At 71.7% G+C, this 22,941-nt stretch carries 24 protein-coding genes and 1 tRNA gene; 18 read left to right on the top strand and 7 right to left on the bottom strand.

What is annotated here, in order from left to right; genetic code table 11:
* The first annotated feature begins 7 nt into the window (after positions 1-7).
* The 6 genes from DEJ00_RS12925 to DEJ00_RS12900 all read left to right on the top strand — a co-directional run bounded on the left by DEJ00_RS12925 (position 8) and on the right by DEJ00_RS12900 (position 4,403).
* Positions 8-1,159: an iron chelate uptake ABC transporter family permease subunit gene (locus DEJ00_RS12925; protein WP_111057646.1), complete on the top strand. Its 1,152-nt coding sequence runs from the start codon at positions 8-10 to the stop codon at positions 1,157-1,159.
* Positions 1,156-2,121, top strand: a complete 966-nt coding sequence (locus DEJ00_RS12920) for an ABC transporter ATP-binding protein (RefSeq protein WP_111057628.1) — start codon at positions 1,156-1,158, stop codon at positions 2,119-2,121. Before DEJ00_RS12925 ends, DEJ00_RS12920 begins: the two co-directional genes overlap by 4 nt.
* An 11-nt stretch (positions 2,122-2,132) precedes the next feature.
* On the top strand, positions 2,133-3,152 hold the full coding sequence (locus tag DEJ00_RS12915; protein WP_071404231.1) for an ABC transporter substrate-binding protein: 1,020 nt from the start codon (positions 2,133-2,135) through the stop codon (positions 3,150-3,152).
* 121 nt (positions 3,153-3,273) lie between these two features.
* Positions 3,274-3,510: a hypothetical protein gene (locus DEJ00_RS12910; protein ID WP_111057627.1), complete on the top strand. Its 237-nt coding sequence runs from the start codon at positions 3,274-3,276 to the stop codon at positions 3,508-3,510.
* A gap of 76 nt (positions 3,511-3,586) precedes the next feature.
* Positions 3,587-4,156 carry a GNAT family N-acetyltransferase gene (locus DEJ00_RS12905; RefSeq protein ID WP_220038876.1) on the top strand — a complete coding sequence of 190 codons (570 nt, stop codon included), beginning with the start codon at positions 3,587-3,589 and terminating at the stop codon, positions 4,154-4,156.
* A 55-nt stretch (positions 4,157-4,211) separates the two neighbouring features.
* On the top strand, positions 4,212-4,403 hold the full coding sequence (locus tag DEJ00_RS12900; protein ID WP_110862603.1) for a hypothetical protein: 192 nt from the start codon (positions 4,212-4,214) through the stop codon (positions 4,401-4,403).
* A gap of 70 nt (positions 4,404-4,473) precedes the next feature.
* Here DEJ00_RS12900 and DEJ00_RS12895 read toward each other — a convergent pair whose 3' ends face one another.
* Positions 4,474-4,977, bottom strand: a complete 504-nt coding sequence (locus tag DEJ00_RS12895; RefSeq protein ID WP_220032970.1) for a MarR family transcriptional regulator — start codon at positions 4,975-4,977, stop codon at positions 4,474-4,476.
* A gap of 95 nt (positions 4,978-5,072) precedes the next feature.
* Between DEJ00_RS12895 and DEJ00_RS12890 the strand changes: the two genes are divergently transcribed.
* Together DEJ00_RS12890 and DEJ00_RS12885 are read left to right on the top strand one after the other, a co-directional pair.
* Positions 5,073-6,005, top strand: a complete 933-nt coding sequence (locus DEJ00_RS12890) for an NADP-dependent oxidoreductase (protein ID WP_111057626.1) — start codon at positions 5,073-5,075, stop codon at positions 6,003-6,005.
* Between the two features lie 59 nt (positions 6,006-6,064).
* Positions 6,065-7,054, top strand: coding sequence for an alpha/beta hydrolase (locus DEJ00_RS12885; protein WP_111057625.1), 990 nt, complete (start codon positions 6,065-6,067; stop codon positions 7,052-7,054).
* Positions 7,055-7,100: 46 nt separating this feature from the next.
* Here DEJ00_RS12885 and bla read toward each other — a convergent pair whose 3' ends face one another.
* Positions 7,101-8,075, bottom strand: coding sequence for a class A beta-lactamase (bla, locus tag DEJ00_RS12880; RefSeq protein ID WP_111057624.1), 975 nt, complete (start codon positions 8,073-8,075; stop codon positions 7,101-7,103).
* Between the two features lie 42 nt (positions 8,076-8,117).
* Between bla and DEJ00_RS12875 the strand changes: the two genes are divergently transcribed.
* On the top strand, positions 8,118-8,675 hold the full coding sequence (locus tag DEJ00_RS12875) for a GNAT family N-acetyltransferase (protein ID WP_111032873.1): 558 nt from the start codon (positions 8,118-8,120) through the stop codon (positions 8,673-8,675).
* Positions 8,676-8,835: 160 nt separating this feature from the next.
* Here the strand turns inward: DEJ00_RS12875 and DEJ00_RS12870 are convergent, their stop codons facing one another.
* A complete protein-coding gene (locus tag DEJ00_RS12870) occupies positions 8,836-10,317 on the bottom strand; it encodes a mannitol dehydrogenase family protein (RefSeq protein ID WP_111057623.1) in 1,482 nt (493 codons plus the stop codon).
* Between the two features lie 185 nt (positions 10,318-10,502).
* Here DEJ00_RS12870 and DEJ00_RS12865 point away from each other — a divergent pair, with 185 nt between their 5' ends.
* From DEJ00_RS12865 to DEJ00_RS12825, 9 genes are all read left to right on the top strand, one after another.
* Positions 10,503-11,141 (top strand): TetR/AcrR family transcriptional regulator, encoded by a 639-nt coding sequence (locus DEJ00_RS12865; protein WP_027466131.1) that lies wholly within the window; start codon positions 10,503-10,505, stop codon positions 11,139-11,141.
* An 87-nt stretch (positions 11,142-11,228) separates the two neighbouring features.
* Entirely contained in the window at positions 11,229-13,880 is a 2,652-nt protein-coding gene (locus tag DEJ00_RS12860) for an MMPL family transporter (protein WP_111057622.1), read from the top strand.
* Between the two features lie 134 nt (positions 13,881-14,014).
* Positions 14,015-14,458, top strand: coding sequence for a MarR family winged helix-turn-helix transcriptional regulator (locus DEJ00_RS12855; protein ID WP_111057621.1), 444 nt, complete (start codon positions 14,015-14,017; stop codon positions 14,456-14,458).
* 51 nt (positions 14,459-14,509) lie between these two features.
* Positions 14,510-14,722, top strand: a complete 213-nt coding sequence (locus tag DEJ00_RS12850; RefSeq protein ID WP_027466129.1) for a hypothetical protein — start codon at positions 14,510-14,512, stop codon at positions 14,720-14,722.
* Positions 14,723-14,786: 64 nt separating this feature from the next.
* Positions 14,787-15,881: an alkene reductase gene (locus DEJ00_RS12845; protein WP_027466128.1), complete on the top strand. Its 1,095-nt coding sequence runs from the start codon at positions 14,787-14,789 to the stop codon at positions 15,879-15,881.
* 218 nt (positions 15,882-16,099) lie between these two features.
* Positions 16,100-17,761 carry a glycoside hydrolase domain-containing protein gene (locus DEJ00_RS12840; RefSeq protein ID WP_111057620.1) on the top strand — a complete coding sequence of 554 codons (1,662 nt, stop codon included), beginning with the start codon at positions 16,100-16,102 and terminating at the stop codon, positions 17,759-17,761.
* Positions 17,762-17,790: 29 nt separating this feature from the next.
* Positions 17,791-18,012 carry a hypothetical protein gene (locus DEJ00_RS12835; protein WP_027466125.1) on the top strand — a complete coding sequence of 74 codons (222 nt, stop codon included), beginning with the start codon at positions 17,791-17,793 and terminating at the stop codon, positions 18,010-18,012.
* Positions 18,009-18,689 (top strand): gamma subclass chorismate mutase AroQ, encoded by a 681-nt coding sequence (aroQ, locus tag DEJ00_RS12830; RefSeq protein WP_258373678.1) that lies wholly within the window; start codon positions 18,009-18,011, stop codon positions 18,687-18,689. The genes DEJ00_RS12835 and aroQ overlap by 4 nt, the downstream gene beginning before the upstream one ends.
* Before the next feature lie 92 nt (positions 18,690-18,781).
* Positions 18,782-19,411, top strand: coding sequence for a TetR/AcrR family transcriptional regulator (locus DEJ00_RS12825; protein ID WP_111057619.1), 630 nt, complete (start codon positions 18,782-18,784; stop codon positions 19,409-19,411).
* Positions 19,412-19,421: 10 nt separating this feature from the next.
* Here the strand turns inward: DEJ00_RS12825 and DEJ00_RS12820 are convergent, their stop codons facing one another.
* The 4 genes from DEJ00_RS12820 to DEJ00_RS12805 form a co-directional block, all read right to left on the bottom strand.
* Positions 19,422-20,369, bottom strand: coding sequence for an AraC family transcriptional regulator (locus tag DEJ00_RS12820; RefSeq protein WP_146247967.1), 948 nt, complete (start codon positions 20,367-20,369; stop codon positions 19,422-19,424).
* A 129-nt stretch (positions 20,370-20,498) separates the two neighbouring features.
* Positions 20,499-20,571 (bottom strand) — tRNA-Arg (locus DEJ00_RS12815).
* A 110-nt stretch (positions 20,572-20,681) separates the two neighbouring features.
* Complete coding sequence (locus DEJ00_RS12810; protein ID WP_071246870.1) at positions 20,682-21,467, bottom strand: dienelactone hydrolase family protein; 786 nt, start codon at positions 21,465-21,467, stop codon at positions 20,682-20,684.
* Positions 21,468-21,496: 29 nt separating this feature from the next.
* Complete coding sequence (locus tag DEJ00_RS12805) at positions 21,497-22,918, bottom strand: glucose-6-phosphate dehydrogenase (protein ID WP_111057617.1); 1,422 nt, start codon at positions 22,916-22,918, stop codon at positions 21,497-21,499.
* Positions 22,919-22,941: the final 23 nt, after the last annotated feature.

Here is a 22,941-nt window from a genome sequence, read left to right as displayed (position 1 = left end):
GGCAGCGGTGCGCAGCACCGGCAGCACGCCCGGCAGCACCGGCAGCACGCCCGGAAGCACGCCCGAGACCACCACGCCGGGCACGCCCACCCCCGCTGCCCACACCCCCGGCCGCGCCGGCATCCGCATCGGCCCCGTCGGCCTCGCCTGGCGCCCGCGGGTGTTCTGGTACACCGTCGGGTCGCTCGCCACCGTCCTGGTGCTCATCGTGATCGGGACGGCGGTCGGCTCGACGTGGATCGCTCCCGGGGTCGTCATCCGGTCCCTGCTCGGCCTGGAGTCCGGTCCGGACGCCTTCATCATCACCACCCTGCGCCTGCCCCGCGTGCTCACCGGCGCACTCGTCGGCCTGACGCTCGGGGTCGCCGGGGCGCTCACCCAGACCTTCACCCGAAACCCCCTCGGGACCCCGGACATCATCGGTGTCACCGCGGGCGCGAGCGTCGGTGCGGTCGCGGCCATCGTGCTCGGCGGCGGGACGTACTCGGTCTCGTCCCTGCTGCTCGGTGGCGGGATCCCGGTGGCTGCCACGATCGGCGCCCTGGTCGCTGCGGTCCTGGTGTACGGCCTGGGCTGGCGCGGCGGTGTGCAGAGCTACCGGCTCGTGCTGGTCGGCATCGGCGTGAGCGCGACGCTCGACGCCGTGACGAGCTACCTGCTCGTCCGCGCGAAGATCACCGTCGCCACCGCGGCGTCGCAGTGGCTCGTCGGCAGCCTGTCGAGCACCTCGTGGGAGAGCGTCTGGCCGCTGCTCGTGGTGGCCGTCGTCGCGGTGCCGATCGCACTGGCGACGAGTGCGGCGCTCGGCATCGGGCAGCTCGGCGACGAGGTCGCGACGGGCGTCGGTCTCGGCGTCCAGCGGCACCGGCTGCTCGTCATCGCGCTCGCGGTCGTGCTGACCGCCGCCGCCGTGGCCGCCGCGGGGCCGGTCGGCTTCGTCGCGTTCGTCGTGCCGCAGGTCGGGCTCCGGCTCGCCGGCACGAACCGGCCGCCGCTGCTGCTCGCCGGTGCCCTCGGCGCCGTGCTCGTGCTCGGCGCCGACCTGCTGTCCCGGTCCGCGTTCCCGTGGCAGGTGCCGGTCGGCATCATCACCACCGTGATCGGGGCGCCGTACCTGATCTGGCTCCTCGTCCGTCACCGCAAGGAGATGTCCCGATGACAACACCGCACCAGCAGCAGCACCCGCACGAGCACGATCACGAGCACCAGCACGAGCACCCGCACGACACCCCCGTCCTCGAGGCCACGGCCCTGTCCGTCGGCTACGACCGCCAGCCCGTGCTGCGCGACCTGGACCTGCGCATCGAACGCGGCACGGTCACGACGTTCCTCGGCGCGAACGGCTGCGGCAAGTCGACGCTGCTCAAGGCGTTCGGCCGCGTGCTCAAGCCGCAGGCCGGCGAGGTCCTGCTCGACGGCACCCCGATCCGCCGGGAACCGAACCGCCAGGTCGCCCGCAAGCTCGCGATCCTGCCGCAGTCCCCCGTCGCCCCCGCGGGAACCAGCGTCCTCGACCTGGTGATGCGCGGCCGGAACCCGCACCAGTCGTGGGCGAAGCCGTGGACCGCCGAGGACGCGGCCGTCGCCGAAGAGGCCATCGCCGCCACCGGTCTGACCGAGGTCGCGCACCGCGACGTCACGAGCCTGTCCGGCGGGCAGCGCCAGCGCGCCTGGATCGCCATGGTCGTCGCACAGCAGGCCCAGACGCTCCTGCTCGACGAGCCGACGACCTACCTGGACCTCGCGCACCAGCTCGAGGTCCTGCGGCTCGTCCGGCGGCTGAACCGCGAGCAGGGTTCGACGATCGTGATGGTGCTGCACGACCTGTCGCTCGCGGCGCGGTACTCCGACCGGCTCGTGGTGCTGCACGACGGCGGGGTCGTGGCCGACGGCACACCCCACGACGTCCTCACCCCGGCACTGCTCGAGCAGGCGTTCGGTCTGCACGCCCGGGTGTTCGCCGACCCGGTGACCGGTGCGCCGATGATCGTGCCCGAGGCGGACGAGCACGACCCCGTGCCGAGTGCCCCGACGGAGCACACGGCCCCGAGCGCCCCGACGGAGCACACGGTCCCGACGAAAACCGAAGACGTGCTGGCGAGTGCCGCGAACTTAGGTTAGCCTCTCCTAACGTGAAGACCTCCCGACGTGGCCACCTGCGCGCCGCCCTCCTGACCTCCGTGACCGTCTCGGCACTCCTCCTGACCGGCTGCTCGAGCACCGGCAACTCGAACGACTCCGACTCCGACGGCGGCACCGCCGCGTCGAAGGCGTGGTCGTACGAGGACGCCACGGGCGCCACCGTGAAGGTCGACCACACGCCGAAGCGCGTCGTCGTGCTGAACGACATCGCCCTGTCGTTCATCGAGTACGGCCTGAAGCCCGTCGGCACCTTCGGGCAGCTGACGATGGCGAAGGACGCCCGCTTCGAGGGCCTGGACACCGACGGCATCACGCAGCTCGGCACCGCCTACGGCGACATCGACCTCGAGCAGCTCGCCGCGCTCAAGCCCGACCTCGTCGTCACGTCGGTCTACCCGACCGACGCCAAGGGCACGCTCGACACGAAGCAGCCCGGCTACGGCTTCAAGGACAAGCCGCAGGAGAAGCAGATCGAGGCCATCGCGCCGGTCGTCCAGGTGAAGTGGGGCGGCAAGGGCGAGGACGTCATCGAGAAGATCGCGGAACTGTCCGAGTCCCTCGGCGCGAAGGAGTCGACGGTCGACGCCGCCGAGAAGCGCTTCGACACCGCGGCCGACGAGCTCGAGAAGGTCTCCAAGGAGAAGGACCTGTCGGTCGTCTCGATGTACGCCGACGGTGACGGCGCTTACGTCACCCGCCCGACCGACGAGCCGTCGCTGCAGATGTACGCGTCGTACGGGGTCGACTTCGTCAACCCGAAGCCCGAGGGCTTCTACTGGGGCATCTACTCGTGGGAGAACGCCGGCCAGATCACCGGTGACGTGCTGCTGCTGTCGCAGCAGGGCTACCAGGTCGCCGATCTGGAGAAGCAGCCGACCTTCGCCGACAACGCCGCGCTCGAGGCGGGGCAGGTCCACAGCTGGACGTTCCCGGCCCTCGACTACGCGTCGCAGGCCGACTACATGACCAAGCTCGCGGGTTGGCTCGAGGACAGCAAGAAGCTGTCCTAGGGCCCACGCCCAGGGCGGCCTGGAGGCGCGGTGCCAGCTGGCACCGCGCCTCCAGGCCGTTCGTGGTTCCGTTCCGGGCCGTCAGCCGACCGCGTCCGGACCGCCGCGCTACGATCCGGACATGACCCCGCTCGCGCCGCGTGTGCTGCACATCCTCTGCACGGCGTTCCTCGTCGTGGCGTTCCTGGCCTCGTTCCTCGGTGGGTACGCGAACGCGAACGAGTCCGGCGAGGGCGGCGCGAACATCGGTGCCGGTGCCCTGATGTCCTTCGGTGCACTCGCCGGCGCGGTCGGCATCGGGCTCGGCGTCACGGCGCTCGTCTCCGGCCTCGTCGCCGCCCGGCGCAGCGCAGCCTGACCACCGGTCGCGCGCCGTTCCGGACACCACGGTTGCGGTGGTGGCGGGATCGCCGGGGCCGGAGGATCATCGGCCCATGGAGTACTCGACGGCGATGCTCACCGAGGAGACGTGGCCCGACTTCGCCGCGCTCGTGACCCGCAGCAACGGCGTGTGGGGCGGGTGCTGGTGCATCGGTTTCCACCCGGACGGTCCACGCGGGACGCCCGATCCGACGGTGTCCCACCAGGAGGCGAAGCGCCGACACGTGCGGAACGGCACGAACCACCAGGTGCTCGTCTACGCCGACGGCACGGCGGTCGGCTGGTGCCAGTTCGGGCGGCCGGTGGAGCTGCCGACGATCCTGAACCCCGGCGCCTACGCCCGGGATGCCCAGGCGCCGCCGGACTGGCGGATCGGCTGCGTGTTCGTCGAGTCCCGGCACCGCGGTCAGGGGGTCGCACGCGCCGCGGTCACGACCGCGCTCGACGAGATCCGGCGGGCGGGTGGCGGGACCGTCGAGGCCTACCCGGAGCAGACGGTCGAGCGGAAGCCGCAGCGCGGGGCCTACCTGCACACCGGACCGGAAGAACTGTTCACGCAGTTCGGGTTCGTGCGCGACCGCCGCATCGCCAAGTGGCGGTGGGTGATGCGCACGACGGTGTGACCGGCGTGCCCGCTCGACGCCGCACTGCCAGGCCGGCGCGCGTACCGTGGGCACCGTGACACGCACCGCTCCGGTACGACCGCACCGCCTCGCCCTCATCGGCGCCGCCGTGGCCCTGGTGATCGGGGTCGGACTGCTCTTCACCCCCTGGGACGGGCCGGTCATCGTGCTCGCCTGGGCGCTCATCGTCGCCGCTGTCGTCCTCGGCGCCGTGACGCTGTTCCTGGTGCGGGCTCCCCGCAGCTAGACCGGGACCCCGCCGGCGCGACGGGCTGGCGTGACCCGCGCGGGTACGACCGCCTGCCCCGGCCGTCCCGTCAGCTGCGCCGTCGCGCGCCCGCCGATCGAGGCGGGTTCGCGCGCAGGTGCTCGGCCGCTCCCCCGAGGATCCGCGCGAGGTCGTCGACGTCCGCGTCCGACATCGACGCGAACAGCAGGGTGTGCAGCGCCTCGATGTGCCCGGGGAAGACGGCGGCGAGGACGTCACGACCGCCCCGGGTGATCGTCACGACCGTGCTGCGTTCGTCGTCGGGCGAGGGCCCGCGGGTGACCAGCCCACGCTGCTCGAGCAGTTGCGCCTGGTACGTCAACCCGCTGCGGCTGTAGACGACCCCGTCCGCGAGGTCGGTCATGCGCTGCTGCCCGCCCGGTGCGTCACCGAGCCGGGCGAGCAGCTGGAACTGCACGTAGCTCAGGCCGCCCACGTCGCGCAGCTGCCGCTCGACCGCGTGGCGCAGCAGGCTGCTCACCTCGGTGAAGGCGAAGTACGCCCCGAGCTGCGTCGGGGTCAGGGAGTTCGGCGCATCGGTCACGGAACCCATCCTACCTATTGCTTCGAGTTCGAAGCAGTGCTAGCGTCTCCGCTAGTTGCTTCGAACTCGAAGCACAACGAGCAACACCGACGAAGGGCACGATCATGCAGGCAGTACGGTTCCACGAGGTCGGCGGTCCCGAGGTGCTCCGCACCGAGGACGTCGAGGAGCCCACCCCGGGCGCCGGGCAGGTGCGACTCCGCGTCGCCGCCTCGGCGTTCAACGCGGCGGACAACGGGATGCGGGGCGGGTTCCTGCCGATCCCGGTCCAGCTGCCGCACGTCCCCGGCTACGACGTGTCCGGCACCGTCGACGCGCTCGGCGACGGCGTCGAGGGGATCGCGGTCGGGGACGCCGTCATCGCGTTCCTGCCGATGGAACTCGACGGCGGGGCGGCCGAGTACGTCGTCGCACCGGCCGATGCGGTGGTCGCCGCACCGACGAGCATCCCGCTGCCCGACGCGGCGGCCCTGCCGTCGGTGGCACTCACCGCCTGGCAGGCACTGTTCGACGACGGGCGGCTCGAGGCGGGTCAGCGGGTCCTGATCACGGGCGCCGGCGGTGTCGTCGGGAAGTACGCGATCCAGCTCGCCGTGCGCGCCGGGGTCCACGTCATCGCGACGGCGAGTCCGCGCAGCATCGATGCCGTCCGGGCAGCCGGCGCCCACGAGGTGATCGACCACAGCACGACCGACGTCCGCGCCGCCGTGACGGAGCCGGTCGACGTGCTGCTCAACCTCGCCCCGATCGACCCGCAGGACTTCGCGGCACTGGTCGACGTCGTGCGCGACGGCGGCGCGGTCGTGAGCACCACGGCGTTCATGGCCACGCCGGGCGACGAGTCCCGCGGGGTCCGGGCGGCGACGGTGTTCGTCCTGCGCAACCGCGAACGCCTGGCGGAGCTGGTGTCCCTGGTCGACGCCGGGGCGCTCACGGTCGAGGTCACCCGGCGCATCCCGCTGACGGAACTGCCGTCGCTGCACGCCGAGGCGGCCGCGGGACGGATCAGCGGCAAGGTCGTGGTCCTGGCCGGGTGACGGCCACGCGACCCCGCCGCACCCGCACCACCCGCAGCAGCGCCGGATACGCTCGGCGCATGACGGACCAGGGGTGGCACGAGGACGTGCTCGGAGCACCGTACGAACGGCTCGAACTGCCGCTCGGCACCGACTCCGAGGGACCCGTCGTCGCCACCCTGGTCCGCCGCCGGCACACCCCGACGGACCTGCTGCTGCACGGCCGTGGGCCCCTGCACGGGGTCGACGTGCTCTACGTGCACGGCTGGTCCGACTACTTCTTCCAGGTCGAGCTCGCCGAACGCCTCGAGCGGCTCGGTGCCCGGTTCCACGCGCTGGACCTGCGGAAGTACGGTCGGAGCCTGCGCCCGTACCAGACCCCGGGCATGGTCGACGACCTGGCGGTGTACGACGAGGACATCGCCGCGGCGCTCGACGCGATCTCGGCCGAGCACCCCGGCTCGGACCGCCGCCGGCTCGTCCCGATGGGCCACTCCACGGGTGGCCTGACCCTGTCGCTCTGGGCCGCCCGGCACCCGGAGCTCGTGCACGGCCTCGTGCTGAACAGCCCGTGGCTCGAGTTCCAGGCCACCGCGGTCGGCCGGGCGATCGTCGCACCGGTCATCAAGCTCGGTGCCCGTCGGAACCCCCTCGCTCCGATGCCCGCCGTCGACCCCGGCTTCTACACCCGCACCGTCTCGGCCGAGGGCGAGGGGTCGTGGACCTACGAACAGAAGTGGCGGCCGGAGCGCGGCTTCCCCCTGCACCCCGGGTGGCTCGCCGCGGTCTTCGACGGCCAGGCACAGGTCGAGAAGGGCCTCGGCATCGGGGTCCCGACCCTGGTGATGCTGAGCGACAAGAGCATGCTCCAGCCGCGGTGGGACCCCGGGATGGCGCGCGCCGACGTCGCCCTGAACGTCGACACGGTGGCGCACCGTTCGCTCTCCCTCGGCGAGGAGGTCACGGTCCGCCGACTCGAAGGTGCCCTGCACGACGTGGTGCTGTCCGCGCCGGAGGTGCGGGAACGGGCCTACGACGCCATCGGGCGCTGGGCGACCACCCTCCGCTAGTCCCGCGACGACAGTCCCGCGACGCTGGTCCCGCGACGCGTGCGACTCAGTCGCTCAGCCCGGCGACCGCGGCACGGGTCGCCGCGGCGACGAGCGCGTCCGACGGCTCCGCACCGGGATCGGCCCGGCTCGTCATCACGACGAGCACGATGGGCGCCCGCCCGGGCGGCGTCACGATCGCGATGTCGTTCCGCACCCCGTAGGACGCCGTGCCGGTCTTGTCGGCGACCCGCCACGACGGGTCCACCCCGGCACGGATCGTCGCGTCGCCGGTCGTGTTGCCGAGCATCGCCTCGCGGAGCACCCGCCGGTCGGCGGCGTCGAGGGCGTCCCCGAGCAGCACGGTCCGGAGGTCCGCTGCGAACCGCTCCGGCGTCGTCGTGTCCCGTGGGTCGCCCGGGGTCGCCTCGTTCAGGTCGGGTTCGACCCGGTCGACACGCGTCGTCCGGTCCCCGATGCCGCGCAGCCACCGCTCGACGGCGTCCGGCCCGCCGAGCCGCTCCACCAGCAGGTTCGCCGCGGTGTTGTCGCTGGAGCGGAGCGCGGCGTCGATGAGCTCGCGCACCGTCATCCCGGTGTCGACGTACCCGCTCGTCACGGGCGCGTACTCGAGCAGATCGCCGCGGTCGCAGTGCACGACGGTCGCCAGGTCGGCGTCGGACGAGGCGTCGAGGACCGCAGCCGCGATGAACACCTTGTTCGTCGACGCGAACGCGAACCGCTCCCCCGCACGGTGCTCGATCGTCCGACCGTCCCCGGTGTCGACGGCGACGACCCCGAGCCGTGCGTCGTACCGCCGCTCCAGCGCCGCGAAGGCCCGGGCAGTGGCCGGGTCGGTCGACGGCGCCACGGACTCGGAAGCCGACCCAGAACCAGAAGCCGTTGCGGCCCCAGAAGCCGACGCCGACGCCGACGACGTCGGCCCGGTCGACGCCCCACCCGGGCCGCCGGAGCACCCCACCAACCCGACCAGCACCAGGGCCGTCAGGGCCGCGGTCGTCGCCTTCGTCCCACCTCGCACGCCCCGAGCCTGCCCGATGACCGTGCAACTACCCTGAGCGGCATGCCAGCTCCCGCCGTCCGCCTCACCCGCCTGGACCCCACCGGCACCGACCGCCAGGAGTTGCTCGCGTTCCTGACGTCCGAGGAGTTCCCGTTCCACGTCCGACGCCGCATCAGCGCCGCCGATGCGGCGAGCGCCGTCGACTCCGGTGCCTACCGCGACGACGAGCACGACACCTCCTGGCTCGACCACGACGACCTTGGGCGGATCGGACTGGTCCGCCTCGAGGACCTGGCCGACCCCGTCCCCCTGTTCGACCTGCGCCTGGCCGGTCGGTTCCGGGGTCGGGGCCTCGGGGTCCCCGCCCTGCGTGCGGTGACCGACCACGTGTTCACGACGATGCCGGCGATCACGCGCTTCGAGGGGCAGACCCGCGAGGACAACACCGCCATGCGCCGGGTCTTCGTCCGTGCCGGTTGGGTGCAGGAGGCCCACTACCGCGAGGCGTGGCCCGTCGACGGCGGCCCGGCCGTCGGGTCGGTCGGCTACGGCGTGCTGCGCCGCGACTGGGAGACGGGCGAGACCACCCCGGTGCCGTGGGACGACGTCGCGCGGTGAGCGACTGACGGTTCCGGTTCACGATCCTCGGGGTTCGCGAACCGGAACCGTCAGCGCGCGGACACGAACCGCCGTCCCGCGCCCGTCACGTGGGCAGCAGGCGGACGGGAGGCCCGTGGCGGCGCCGCCACGGGCCTCCCGTCCGTCGGTCGGTCGCGTCTCAGGACCGCGACAGGCGCGCCACGGTGGCGTGCGCGCCGTCCGCGATGAGCCCGTCCAGGGCGTCGCGGTACGCCGCGACGAACCGTTCGTCGTCGACCAGGTCGCCGAAGACCGGGCGGTTCGCGATGAAGGCGAGGCGGTCCTCGCGCTGGGTCAGGGCGATGCGGTGCAGGGGTTCGGCGAGCCGGTCGACGATCTCGATGGGTTCACCGGACTCGTCGGTGCCCTCGTCGTAGCGGGCCCACGACGCGACGATGCCGGCAGACAGCGTGACGGGGCGACCGGCCGCCAGGTTCTCGCGCACGACGGGGAGCAGCCACTTCGGGATCCGGTCGCTCGACTCGGCGCAGAGCCGGGCGAGGGTGTCGCGCACCTCGGGGTTCCGGAAGCGCTCGATCAGGGTCGACTTGTAGTCCTCCAGGTCGATGCCGGGCACCGGGTGCAGCGTCGGCGTGCCCTCTTCGTCCATGTAGCGGCGCAGGAAGGTCGCGATCGCCGGGTCCTGCGTGGCCTCGTGCGCGTAGCGGTACCCGGACAGGTACCCGAAGTAGCAGAGCCCCTGGTGGCTGGCGTTGAGGAGCCGCAGCTTCATGAGTTCGTACGGCTCGACGTCGTCGACGAGCTGGACGTCGGCGTCCTCGTAGGGCGGGCGGCCAGCGGGGTGGCCGTCCTCGAGCACCCACTGGAAGAACGGTTCGGCGACGACGGGCCAGGCGTCGTCGATGCCGAGCTCGTCGCGGACCCAGGCGCGGTCCTCGTCGGCGGTGACCGGGGTGATGCGGTCGACCATCGAGTTCGGGAACGCCACGTGCTCGTCCATCCAGTCCGCAAAGGCCGGGTCCTGCAGCCGGGCGTAGGCGGTGAACATCGACCGGGCGACGTGCCCGTTGCCCTGGATGTTGTCGCAGGACATCACGGTGAACGGGGCGAGGCCGCGGTCCCGTCGGCGGCGCAGTGCCTCGACCACCAGGCCGAACACCGTGCGGGGTGGGCCGTCGCCGCGCAGGTCGGCCGCGACGCCGGGCTCGTCGGCGACGAACTCGCCGGTGACGTGGTCGAAGTTGTAGCCGCCCTCGGTGATGGTCAGGCTGACGATCCTGGTGTCCGGGTGCGCCATCTTCTCGACGACGGCGTCGGGGTCGTCGACGGCGAGGAGGTACTCGACGATGCTGCCGACGACACGGGACTCGCGGGTGCCGTCCGGGTGCTTGAGGACGAGCGTGTACAGCCCGCCCTGTTCGGCCATCGCGGTCGCCATCCGACGGTCCTGCTCGAGCACGCCGACGCCGCAGATGCCGTACTCGCGGGCGTCGCCCTGCTGCAGGAGCCGGTCGATCACCATCGCCTGGTGCGCGCGGTGGAACCCGCCGACGCCGAAGTGGACGATGCCGGCGGTGATGCCGTCGCGGTCGTAGGTGGGCACGGCGACACCGCTCGCGGCGATCTCGTCGAGGGTCTCCGGGGACAGGCGGACGGGCATCGGGTACTCCTTCGTACGGCGGCGGATCCGCGAGCGGTGACGCGGCGGTTCGTCCGTCCAGTCTGGCACCCGACACCTCCGGCTGAACAGTGGTGCAGCACAGGCGTTCTGCTCCGGGGGACGAACCTGGGGATGCACTCAACCTCGTTGCACCGAGTGCATCGATGCACCTAGTGTTCCATCTCGTGACCATCGCGACCGACCGCCGTGCTGCCCTCAAGGCGAAGCACCGTGCGGCGATCCTGCAGGCCGCTCGCGACCTGATCGACGAGCGCGGCGGCCGCGACTTCAGCGTGGACGACCTCGCCGCCCGGGCGGACATCGCCCGGCGCACCGTGTTCAACCACTTCGCCTCGCTCGACGAGGTCCTGCTCGCCGTGTGCGAACAGGAGCTGTCCGTCATCATCGACCGGTTCCTCGCCGACATGGCCCGGACCCCGGTCGGCGACGGCAGCCGCGCGTCGATGTTCGACGAGCTCGAGTCCGCGGCCCGCGGCGCCGACCTGGCTCCGGCGATCGCCAGCATGTACCGGATCCTCGGCGACCCCGGCAAGGACGACCCGAAGGCCGCGGTCCTGACCCAGACGGCGTTCTCGCGTGTGACCGAACGGCTCCGGCACGAGGTCGCCCGGCGCTACCCGGCCGCCGACCCCCTCGACGCCGCGCTGCTCGTCGAGTCGCTCATGAGCGGCATCGTCGTCATCGCGGAGCACTGGCTGGCGACGTCCGGCCCCGAGCTCGACCAGCCGGCGCTCGACGCGTGGGACGACCTGCTCGCCCGACTCGTGCACAGCGTCCGCAGCGGCTACATGGCCGACGACTGACACCGCCCTACCTCCTCACCCCCCAGGGGTCCACCGGCGCACCCCGCACCACCAGCACCTGACAACGAAAGGACCGCAGGCACCCGCATGGCCGGTCTCCTCTACCGTCTCGGACGGTTCTCCGCACGACGCCACTGGCTCGTGATCATCACCTGGGTCGCGATCATGGCCGTCGCGGGCGTCACGTACACGCTCTTCGCCGGCACCATCTCGTCGTCGATCACGATCCCGAACACCAAGACCAGTCAGGTGCAGGACCAGCTCGCCGACAAGTTCCCGTCGGCGAACGGCGGCAACGGCACGATCGTCTTCGAGACGAAGGACGGCAAGGCGATCTCGTCGTCGCAGCAGTCCGAGATCGACGACTTCCTGACCAGCCTCGAGAAGCTCGACGGCGTCAAGGGCACGACGAGCGGCTTCGCCACGCAGCAGCAGCTCGACGACCAGCGGCAGAAGATCGTCGACGGGCGTGACCAGATCGAGTCCGGTCGCGCGAAGATCGAGACCGGCCAGCAGCAGCTCGACGCCCAGAAGGCGCAGCTCGAGTCCGGCAAGCAGAAGATCGCGGACGCCCAGGCGCAGCTCGACGCGCAGAAGGCCCAGGCGCAGGCAGCCGGCGGCGCAGCCGTCCCCGCCGCACAGGCGCAGGCCGCGGCCGCCCAGCTCCAGCAGGCGCAGGCACAGATCGACGCCCAGCAGGCCCAGATCGACGCCGGTGAGCAGCAGATCGCGACCGCCCAGAAGACGATCGACACGAACAAGCAGAAGCTCGACGACAACGAGCAGCAGCTCGAACAGGGCTCGGACCTGCTCGACCTGTCGAAGGACATCCGCTTCGTGTCGGACAACGGCAGCGCAGCGATCGGCACCGTGCAGTTCACGAAGTCGACCTACGAGGTCCCCGCGGACACGAAGACCGCCATCGCGGACGACGCCGAGTCGGCCGACATCCAGGGCGTCAACGTGTACGTCTCGAACGACATCGCACAGGGCGTGCCGTCGATCCTCGGCCCGGGTGAGATCGGCGGTGTCATCATCGCCGCGATCGTGCTGCTCCTGATGCTCCGCACGGTCATCGGCGCCGCGGTCCCGCTCGTCAGCGCCGTCCTCGGCGTCGGAGTCGCTTCGCTCACCGCCCTGTCGTTCTCGAGCGTCGTCGAGTTCATCTCGGTCACGCCGGTGCTGGGGGTGATGCTGGGCCTGGCGGTCGGCATCGACTACTCGCTGTTCATCCTGAACCGGCACCGGACCCAGCTGAAGCAGGGCATGCAGGTGCACGAGTCGATCGGGCTCGCGAACGGCACCTCGGGCAACGCCGTGGTGTTCGCCGGTGCGACGGTCATCGTCGCGCTGCTCGCGCTGAACATCACCGGCATCCCGTTCCTCGGCCTGATGGGCACGGTCGGTGCGGTCGCAGTGCTCTTCGCGATCCTCATCGCGACCTCGTTCACCCCGGCACTGCTGTCGCTCATCGGCATGCGGATCCTGCGGAAGAAGGAGCGCGCGAAGATCGGCAACACCGACTCCACGCGGATCCCGAACAAGCCGATGTCGAGCTGGCGCGCGGTCATCACGCTCGTCCTCGGCGTCGCGGTGCTCGGCACCATCGCCCTGCCCGCGACCCAGATGCGCCTCGGCCTGCCGAGCGGTTCGTCCGAGGCGGTCGAGTCGAGCCAGTACAAGGCCTACAAGACGCTCGAGAAGGAGTTCGGCGCTGGTCAGAACGGCCCGCTGCTCGTCGTGGCGACCCTGCCGGAGTCGATCAGCAAGAGCGACGTCACCGCGACCGAGGTCACCATCGGCCAGGCGATCGCGAAGAACGACGACGTCAAGGCCGTGCTGCCCATCGGGGCCTCGAAGGACCGCGACATCATCGCGTTCCAGGTGAAGCCCGCCGGCGGCCCGGACAGCGTCTCCACCGAGAACGTCGTGAAGGACCTGCGCGAGCAGACCGTCTCCACCGACGACGGCAAGGTCACCCTCGGCGTCGCCGGCAACGCGTCGGCGAACATCGACGTGTCCGAGAAGCTCTCGAACGTGCTGCCGCTCTACCTCGTGGTGGTCGTCGGGCTGTCGCTGATCATCCTGATCATCGTGTTCCGGTCGTTCCTCGTGCCGATCACCGCCACCGCCGGGTTCATCCTGTCCGTGCTGGCGTCGTTCGGCGGGCTGACCGCGATCTACCAGTTCGGCTGGCTCGGCTCGGTCTTCGGTGTGCACGACCCGGCACCGATCCTGAGCTTCCTGCCCATCATCGAGATCGGCATCCTGTTCGGTCTGGCGATGGACTACCAGCTGTTCCTGGTGTCCGGCATGCGTGAGGCCTACGCCCACGGTGCGAGCGCGAAGGTGGCCGTCCAGCGCGGCCTGCACGCGGGTCGCGCGGTGGTCACGGCGGCGGCGATCATCATGATCTCCGTGTTCGCAGGCTTCATCTTCTCGGACTCGTCCACCATCAAGCCGATCGGCTTCGGGCTGGCGTTCGGTGTGCTGATCGACGCCTTCGTCGTCCGCATGCTGCTCATCCCGTCGGCGATGCACCTGCTCGGCAAGAGCGCCTGGTGGTTCCCGAAGTGGCTCGACCGCATCGTGCCGGACGTCGACGTGGAGGGCGCGAAGCTCGAGCGCACCCACCCGGTCGCCGGCCACGAGGACACGCACACCGGCACCCACGCGCTCCCCGTGGAGCCCGACGCGAACGCGCACGACTCGGGGCACCCGCCCGCGCACCGCGCGTAGTCGACGCACCAGCGCCACCACCCTGGAGGCCCGGTGCCGGTCCACGAGACCGGCACCGGGCCTCCAGGCCGTTGCGCCCACCGCCCCGGGTCGCGACCACGCCGCTTCGTGCACGAACGAAGTACCCTGAACGCATGACCCAGACCGCCCCGGACCCGCTCGCGCTCGACCGGCAGCTCTGCTTCGCACTCGCGGCGACGAGCCGCAGCGTCATCGGGCTGTACCGCGACCTGCTCGAACCGATGGGCCTGACCCACCCGCAGTACCTCGTCATGCTCGCCCTGTGGGAGCGGGACCCGCGGTCGGTGCGCGAGATCGCCGGCGAACTGCGACTCGACTCCGCGACGCTGAGCCCGCTGCTCAAGCGGCTGGAGGCCTCCGGCTACGTCCGCCGTACCCGCAGCGCCACCGACGAACGCCAGCTCGAGGTCTCCCTGACGACCGCCGGGCACGCCCTGCGCGACCGGGCCCAGGCGGTCCCGCTCGCGGTCGCCGACCGGCTCGGGTGGCCACTCGCCCGGCTCGAGTCCCTGAAGGACGAGCTGACCGAGCTGCTGGAGCGCGTCGACCAGGTGTGATCCGCGGCCATCGGTGCCATAATGGTTCGTGCACGAACGAAAGGATGCACCGTGGGACGCTTCGGCCAGTGGTACGAACGGTGGAACACGACGCTCATCAACAAGATGGGCCCCTCGCAGATCGGCGCCGGTCGCCCCGAGGGCATCGACGACCGGACGATCGACCGGGGGTGCCCCCTGTGCGGCAAGCCCCTCTCGCAGCACCAGGTGATCCGGCCCGAGGGCCAGGTCCGCTCGTCGACGCTGGTGTGCCCGCGCGACTGACCGCGCTGCCTGAAGAAGTGCTCCGAGGCGGAATTGCATCGGACAACTCGTCGTTCGCCCTGAGGTGAAGCTCTTCGAACCCGCCTCCATCGGCGCCCTGTCCCTGTCGAACCGCGTCGTCATGGCCCCGCTCACGCGCACCCGCGCCGGCGAGCACGGCGTCCCGAACGACCTGCTCGTCGAGCACTACCGGCAGCGCGCCGGCCTCGGCATGATCATCACCGAGGGCACCTGGCCCGTGCAGGAGGGCCGCTCCTACCCCGGGCAGCCCGGCATCGAGACCGACGACCAGATCGCTGGCTGGCGCCGCGTGACCGACGCCGTGCACGCCGCCGGCGGCACGATCGTCATGCAGCTCATGCACGGCGGCCGCGTCTCGCACACCGACATCTCGCAGACCCCACGCATCGTCGCCCCGTCCGCCATCGCCGCCCCCGGGCAGACGCACCTGGCCGACGGCTCGAAGGCCGACATGCCCGTCCCGCACGAGCTGACCACCGCCGAGGTGCAGGAGGCCGTGCAGGGCTTCGTGCAGGCCGCCCGCAACGCGATCGCCGCCGGGCTCGACGGCGTCGAGGTCCACGGCGCCAACGGCTACCTGGTGCACGAGTTCATGTCGCCGGTGTCGAACACCCGCACCGACCAGTACGGCGGCTCCCCCGAGAACCGCGCACGCTTCGCGATCGAGGTCACCACCGCCATCGCCGAGGCCATCGGCGCGGACCGCACCGGCATCCGCCTGTCGCCCGAGCACGGGATCCAGGGCGTCATCGAGGACGACGCCGCCGACGTCCGCGCCACCTACACCGCCGTCGCCGAGGGCCTCGCGCCGCTGGGGCTCGCCTTCGTCGACGTCCTGCACGCCGAGCCGACCGGCGACCTGGTGCAGCACGTCCGCCGCACCGCGGGTGCGCCGTTCATCGTGAACTCGGGCTTCTCGTCGCTCACCACCCGCGACGAGGCCATCGCGATCGTCGAGGGCGACCACGCCGACGCCGTCGCCGTGGGCCGCGCCGCGATCGCCAACCCGGACCTCGCGCACCGCTGGGAGCACGACGCCGAGCTCAACGAGCCCCGTCCGGAGCTCTTCTACGGCGCGACCGCCGAGGGCTACACCGACTACCCGTCGCTGGCCGAGGCGCGCGCGACCGTCGCGTAGTCGACGCACCACCTGACGGACGGGAGGCCCGTGGCGACACCGCCACGGGCCTCCCGTCCGTCGTGCGCGACTGAGCGCTTCATCAGACGATCGTCTGTTGAAATGCAGGGCCGTCCCAAGTTGAGGGACGAAGTTGCTCGGACCATGCCGCGGCCATCAGCATCGCACAGTGCGATCAACGGCCAGCGGACGCTCGAGGCAACTGAAGGGGCACCCCCGTGCACATCTCGCGCCGAACTGCGCTCATCGGCATCACCGCCACCGTCCCGCTCGTCACGACCGCGCTCGCGGCCCCGGCCGACGCCGCCACCCCGTCGGGCGCCGCCGACTCAACCGGATCGACCGGCTCCTCCGGTTCCGCTGACTCGGGCGTGCTCGCCGTGCAGCGCTGGCTCAACACGACCTTCGGGCACCTGCACGGGTGGGTGCACGTCGACGAGGACGGACTGACCGGCAGCGGCACGGTGCTCGGGATCGTGCAGGCCGCCCAGTCGCTCCTCGGCATCTCCCCCGTCGTCGCGACGTTCGGGCCGACGACCCGTCGGAAGCTCGAGCAGCACGGCGACGTCGGGGCCGAGACGGGTGCCGACGCCGCGACGTGGTGCCGGCTCGTCCAGGCCGGACTCGTCTGCAAGGGTGCGGCGACCGTGACGCTCACCGGCGAGTACGACGCGGCCACCGTCGCGGCCGTGCAGGCGCTCCGGTCCGACCTGGGTGCCGAGCCCGGCGCACTCCCGCTGTCGGCCCACCTGTTCGGCGCCCTCCTGACCGTCGACCCGGTCCGGCTCGCCTCCGGCGGATCCCGAGCGGTGCGCGCGGTGCAGCAGTACCTCAACCGCACCTACGCCGAGGCGACCGGCGGCGCGTACGGCAGCACGAGCGGGCTCGTGGACACGAGCACGTACTCCGCGGCGATCCGCGCGGTGCAGGTCGCGGTCGGCGTCACGGTCGACGGCGCCTGGGGACCGGGGACGGCTGCCGCGCTCCGTGCCGCGGGACCGAGCGTCGTCGGGGTCGGGGCCACCGGCGCCTGGGTGCTGCTCGTCAAGGCGCTCCTGGTGCTGAACGGCGAGCGCGTCGTGTTCAGCAGTGCCTACTCGGCAGCGGACGCCGCGGTGGTCCGTGCGTTCCAGCAGTTCCAGGCGTTCCCGCCGGCCGAGCAGACCGGGACGTGCGACGCCGGCACATGGGCGGCCCTGGCCGCGAGCACGGGCGACCCGGACCGTGCGACGACCGGTGCCGACACCGCGGTGCGCCTCGACGACGCCCGCGCGGCCGCCGTCCGTGCGTCCGGTGCCACCGGCGTCGGCCGCTACCTCACCAACCACCAGCAGTCCGGAGCGCTCGACAAGGCCCTGACCCCCGACGAACTCCGTGTGATGGCGAGCGCCGGGCTCGGGCTGTGGCCGATCTTCGAGGAAGGCGGGTTCACTGCCTCGTGGTTCACCGAGGAGCAGGGTGTCCGCGACGCCCACCGCGCCCACGACGCTGCCCGACAGCTCGGGATCCCGAAGCAGACCACCGTCTACTTCGCCGCCGACTTCGACGCTTCGGCGGCGCAGGACGAGTCGCTCGTGGTGCCGTACTTCCGTGGCGTCGCCGCCGGCCTGCGGGACCGCGGGAACCTGTACAAGGCGGGCGTCTACGGCTCCCGCGCCACGTGCACCGCCGTGAGCAGCGCCGGACTCGCGCACTTCTCGTTCGTCGCCGGGATGTCGCCAGCCTGGGCGGGCAACCAGCTCGAGCCCCTGCCGGGCAACTGGTCGCTCAACCAGATCCAGAACCGCACGGTCGGGTCGGGCAACGGATCCACCGAGATCGACGCCGTGGTGGACTCCGGGCGCGACCCCGGCGTCCCCGCGGCTCGGCTGGTCGGCTGACCGGCTGCCGACCGGGATCGAGCACCGCCGTGACCACCACGACCCCGCGTGACGACGAGCCGCACGCCGCGTTCCCGCACCGTGCCACCTACGTCTTCTCGAACTTCGAGGAGGCGATCTCGATGGACTGCTACTGCGACGAGGGCGCCGACCACTTCGGCGTCTACCCGTTCTACGACGAGGTCATCAAACCGATCATCGACGATCTGACCCGACGCGTCCGGCGCCGGTTCGGGAAGGAAACCCCGTGAACACCGCACACCCCACCACCCCGACCACCGCCCGGCACCGCAGCCGCCGGACCGCCGCGACGGCCCTGACCCTCGGGCTGCTCGCGGCGGGCATCGCCCTGCCGACCACGGCTGCGAACGCCGAGCCCCTGCCCACGTCCGCCGAACCGACGGGTTCCACGATGACCATCTCCCACGACGGTTCCCGTCCCGCGGCGTCGACGGCGGAGCTCGACACCATCGGCGCGCTCATCCTCCGACGGCTGGAGCTCGCCGACCCGGTGGCGGAGTCGAAGTGGCTTAGCGGCAAGCCGATCGCCGACCCGGTGCGCGAACAGGCCGTCGTCGACGAAGCGGTGACCCTGGCGGAGCAGCAGGGCGTCGACCCCGTCCTGGTCACCCGGGTGATCCGCGCGCAGATCGCCGCGAGCAAGGTCGTCCAGCGTGGCCTCATCAACCACTGGACGCACAACCCGTGGACCGCACCCACCACGGCGCCGGACCTGACGACCATCCGGCCCCAGCTCGACGCCATCGACACGGACCTGGTCACCGCGCTCGGCCAGGCCCAGACCGTCGCCCAGGACCACCGGTGCGCACACCTGGTGGACGCCGAGCGGAAGCACCTCGACGTCGGACTCGACTCGCTGCACCGGAAGGGGATCGACGTGGCCTGGCACACGTTCTGCGCCGCCTGACGCGGGCAGGGGACGGGCCGTCATCATGAGCGGCCCTAGGATGTGGTGTTCACTGATCGCTCAGCTCCGGGCGAGGAAGGACACCACGCCAGATGAACCAGCGGCAGCTCGCCATGGAGGCGTCTCGTCGAGCCATCATCGACGCCGCGGGGCAGCAGTTCGCGGCCTTCGGCTACGAGGCGACCACGTTCTCCCGTGTCGCCGAGGCGATGGGCAAGCCGAAGTCGGCGATCGGGTACCACCTGTTCCCGTCGAAGAAGGACCTGGCGACGGCGGTCATCGAACTGCAGCAGCAGCGCTGGCGTGAACTCTTCGACGCACTCCCCGCGCAGCCCGGCATCGAGCGGCTGACGGTGTTCCTCCTGACCACCGGGATGGACGTCCGCCGGGGCTCGGTGGCGGGCGGCGCGGTCCGGCTCCTGCACGAACTCGGCAAGGCCGGCGTGCCGGTGCCGCGCGGCTTCGACTGGTTCGAGATGACGCGGGGCGAGCTCGTCAGCGCCGGGGTCGCGGCGGCGGAGGTCGACGCGGCCGCGGTCCAGCCGTCCGTCCTGCTGCTCCTCAACACGACGCTGGGCATGGTGGACGGTTCGACGCAGCTGACCGACGACGAGCTCGTGGCCCAGCTCAAGGCCCTGTGGGCGCCGCTCTTCACGTCGTTCGGCATCGCCGGCGCCTCGGAGGTCATCGCGGCGGCCCAGCCGTACTCCCCCGAGTCCTGACCCGGGTCGCTCAGTCACCCTGCCGCGGGACGTCGTCGCGGAGCGTCTGGCTCGGTGACCGGCCGTAGGCCTCGCGGTAGGCGGTGGAGAACCGCGTCGCGTTGCTGAACCCCCATCGCAACCCGATGGACGCGACCGTCGCTCCGGCGTCCGGATCCGCCACCAGCAACTCGAGGTGTGCCTCGGCCAGCCGCACCCGCCGGACGTAGGCTGCCGGGCTCACCCCGAGCTCGCGCTGGAACGCGGACTGCAGCCCGCGGGACGACACCCGGGCGGCCGTGGCGATGTCGGGGACCGAGATCGGTTCGGTGAGGTGGTCGTCGATGTACTGCACGGCACGGCGCACGACCCCGCCGGCAGTCGCCGAGGTCGGGACGATCGCGTCCGGCTCGATGTGCACCGGGAACACCTGGAAGGCCGCTGCGGCGACGTGGCGGAACACCTCGGCGCGGACCAGGTCGTTCCCGAAGGCCCGCTCATCACTCGTGACCGCGTGCGCGTGGCCGATGACACTCGCCCAGTAGCCCGCCAGTTCCGGACGAGGCGCCCGACCGTCGACGACGAGCCGTCCTCGCTCCGCGCCCTGCTGCTGCAACCCGACCCCCAGCAGGACCGACACCGGCAGGCTGACGACGCTGAAGTCCACGTCGAGGGTGTCGTTGTGGACCATGCCGAGGCCGTGCAACGACCCGTTCGGCACCCCGCCCGTCCCGCGCGGGGCGAAGTCGCCGCCGTGCACCTGGACCGACACCAGCGTGTCCGCGATCTCGGCGGTCGTCTCCATCGAGCCGCCGAAGTGGTGCCGTTCGACGGTCATCACGCCGTCGCCGCGCACGTGCTGCTCGTACCGGAAGAGCGGGCCGACGTCACGGATCTCCGGGCGGTCGTACAGCGCCCCCAACGCCGTGGCGGCGACCTCGGCGTCACGGGTCGCGAAGTCGATGGACAGCACAGGCACCTCGTTCTCCGTTCGGACCGACTCACCATCGTCACCCCGTGGACCGGGGATCGCCTGCGAAGACGCGCCGCCGTGCAACGACGAAGGGCCCCGGTGGAATCCACCGGGGCCCTTCGTCCTGCTTGCCTGTGCGCTCGAAGGGACTCGAACCCCCAACCTTCTGATCCGTAGTCAGATGCTCTATCCATTGAGCTACGAGCGCGTGGCCTTGCGGCCGTGGAAGACTCTACAACAGGTGCGGCCCGGGCGCCAATCGAGGCGCTCCGGCCCCCGTGCTCGGCGTGTCGCGAGCGGTCTCCGACGGCCGCACCGTCACAGCGCCGCGGGCTCCTCGTCGAACACCTCGGCCAGGAACACGCGGAGCGCCTGCCACGATCGGCGGTCGGCACGCTCCTGGTACTGCGCGCCGTGGTCCGGGGCGTCGGTGCCGGGCACCGCGAACGCGTGCATCGCACCGGAGTACGTCACGACCTGCCAGTCGACGTCCGGCGCCGCCCGCATCTCGTCCTGCCACGCGTGCACGGCCTCGTCCGGCACGACGGGGTCGGCGCCCCCGGTGAGGACGAGCAGCTTCGCCCGGATGTCGGCGGCGTCCGAGGGGTCGTGCGCGATGAGGCCGCCGTGGAACGCCACGGCACCGACCAGGTCGGCCCCGGTCCGTGCGAGTTCGAGTGCGGTCGAGCCGCCGAAGCAGTACCCCATGACGACGACGCGGGCGGGGTCGACGTCGGGGTCGGCGAGCAGTCGCTCGAGTCCGGCGGTGGCGCGGGCGCGCAGCAGCGGCAGGTCCTGGTAGAAACCGCCGGCGACCTGGGCCGCGGTGTCGTCACCGGGGCGGACGCCCGCTCCGTAGATGTCCGCGCCGAAGGCGACGTAGCCCAGTCGGGCGAGCATCGTCACCCGGGCCTCGACGTGCTCGTTCACGCCGTGCCAGTCGTGCACGACGAGGACGGCCGGACGACGGCCCGCGATCGCGGCGTCCTTCGCGAGCACGCCGAGCAGTTCGGTGCCCTCGTGGTCGTAGGGGACGTCGTCGACACGGATGTCGGCGCCGGCGGGTTCGGGAACGGTCTGCAGGACGTCGTCGGTGGTGTTCACGTCGCCCGACGCTACGCCGCCGCTCGGACTCAGGCCTCGATGTTGTCCCAGCCGTCGGGGCCGACGGACCCGGCGGCGTACTCGTCGAGGGGTGCCTTGCCTGCCTTCCACGCGTCGAGGAACGGCCCGACGACCTTCCAGCCCTGCACGGCGCTGTCACCGCGGACCGACAGCGTGGCGTCACCCTCGAGCACGCCGGCCAGCACCTCGCCGTAGGCGCTCAGGCGCCCGGGGTTGAAGGTCACCTCGAGGCTCGTGTGGTCGATCGTGTACGGGTCACCGGCGCCGTTGACGTTGAGCTCCAGCTGCATCTCGTCCGGGGCGATCCAGATGCGCAGCCGGTCGGGCAGCTCGGTGCCGGTGAGCCCCTCGGGCACGTGCGGGGAGTCCTTGAACGTGATGACGATCTCGCGGCGCTGCGCGGCGAGCGCCTTGCCGGACCGCAGGGTGAACGGGACGCCGGCCCAGCGCCAGTTCGCGATCTCCAGGGTGAGCTGGGCGAGGGTCTCGGTGCCGAGCGACGGGTCCACGCCGTCCTCGTCGACGTACGACGGCAGCTGGCGGTCCCCGACGGTGCCGGCGGTGTACCGGGCGCGCTTGCCCGCGGTGACGACGTCGCCACCCCAGGGCCGGACGGCCCGCAGCACGAGCTCCTTCTGGGTGCGCAGGTCGTCGGCCTTGATCGAGGCGGGGGCCTCCATCGCGACGACGGCCATCACCTGCAGCAGGTGGCTCTGGATCATGTCGGTGAGCGCCCCGGCCTTGTCGTAGTAGCGCGCCCGGCCCTCGAGCCCGAGGGTCTCGTCGTAGACGATGTCGACGCGCTCGACGTGCTGCGACGACAGCAGCGGCTCGATGATGCGGTTGGCGAAGCGCAGCCCGAGCAGGTTGAGCACGGTGGAGCGGCCGAGGAAGTGGTCGACGCGGTGGATGCGCTCCTCGGGGATGAACGAGTGCAGCAGGTCGTTGAGGTGCGAGGCGCTGTCGGCGTCGGTGCCGAACGGCTTCTCGAGCGCCAGGCGGGTACCGGCGGGAAGGTCGAGGTGGGCGAGCTGCTCGCAGCTCTTCTCGGTGACCGCCGGCGGCAGTGCGAAGTAGATCGCCGGGTCGTGGTCGCACGCGGCGAGCAGCGCTCGCAGGTCGTCCGGGTCCGTGACGTCGGCCTTCCGGTAGGTCGAGGCGTCGACCACGGCCTGCAGTCGGTCCGGCAGTGACGTCTCCCCCGAGGCGCCCTCGTCCTCCTCGTTCTTGGACGCCTGCGCGTTCTCGAAGGACTCGCGCACCTGCGCCTTCCAGTCGGCGTCGGACAGGTCCTCGACACCGGCCCCGACGAGCTGGACGTCCCAGTCGTCCTTCACCTGGAGCAGGGTGGCGAGGCCGGGCAGGAGCAGGCGCTTGGACAGGTCGCCGCTGGCTCCGAGGATGAGCAGGCTGGTCTGGAGGCTCGACATGCACCAGACCGTACTCACCGTCC

It is taken from the genome of Curtobacterium sp. MCLR17_039 (assembly GCF_003234745.1).
Lineage (GTDB): Bacteria > Actinomycetota > Actinomycetes > Actinomycetales > Microbacteriaceae > Curtobacterium > Curtobacterium flaccumfaciens.
The sequence above is the reverse complement of the archived record's forward strand: the minus strand, read 5'-3'. Positions and strand labels throughout refer to the sequence as shown.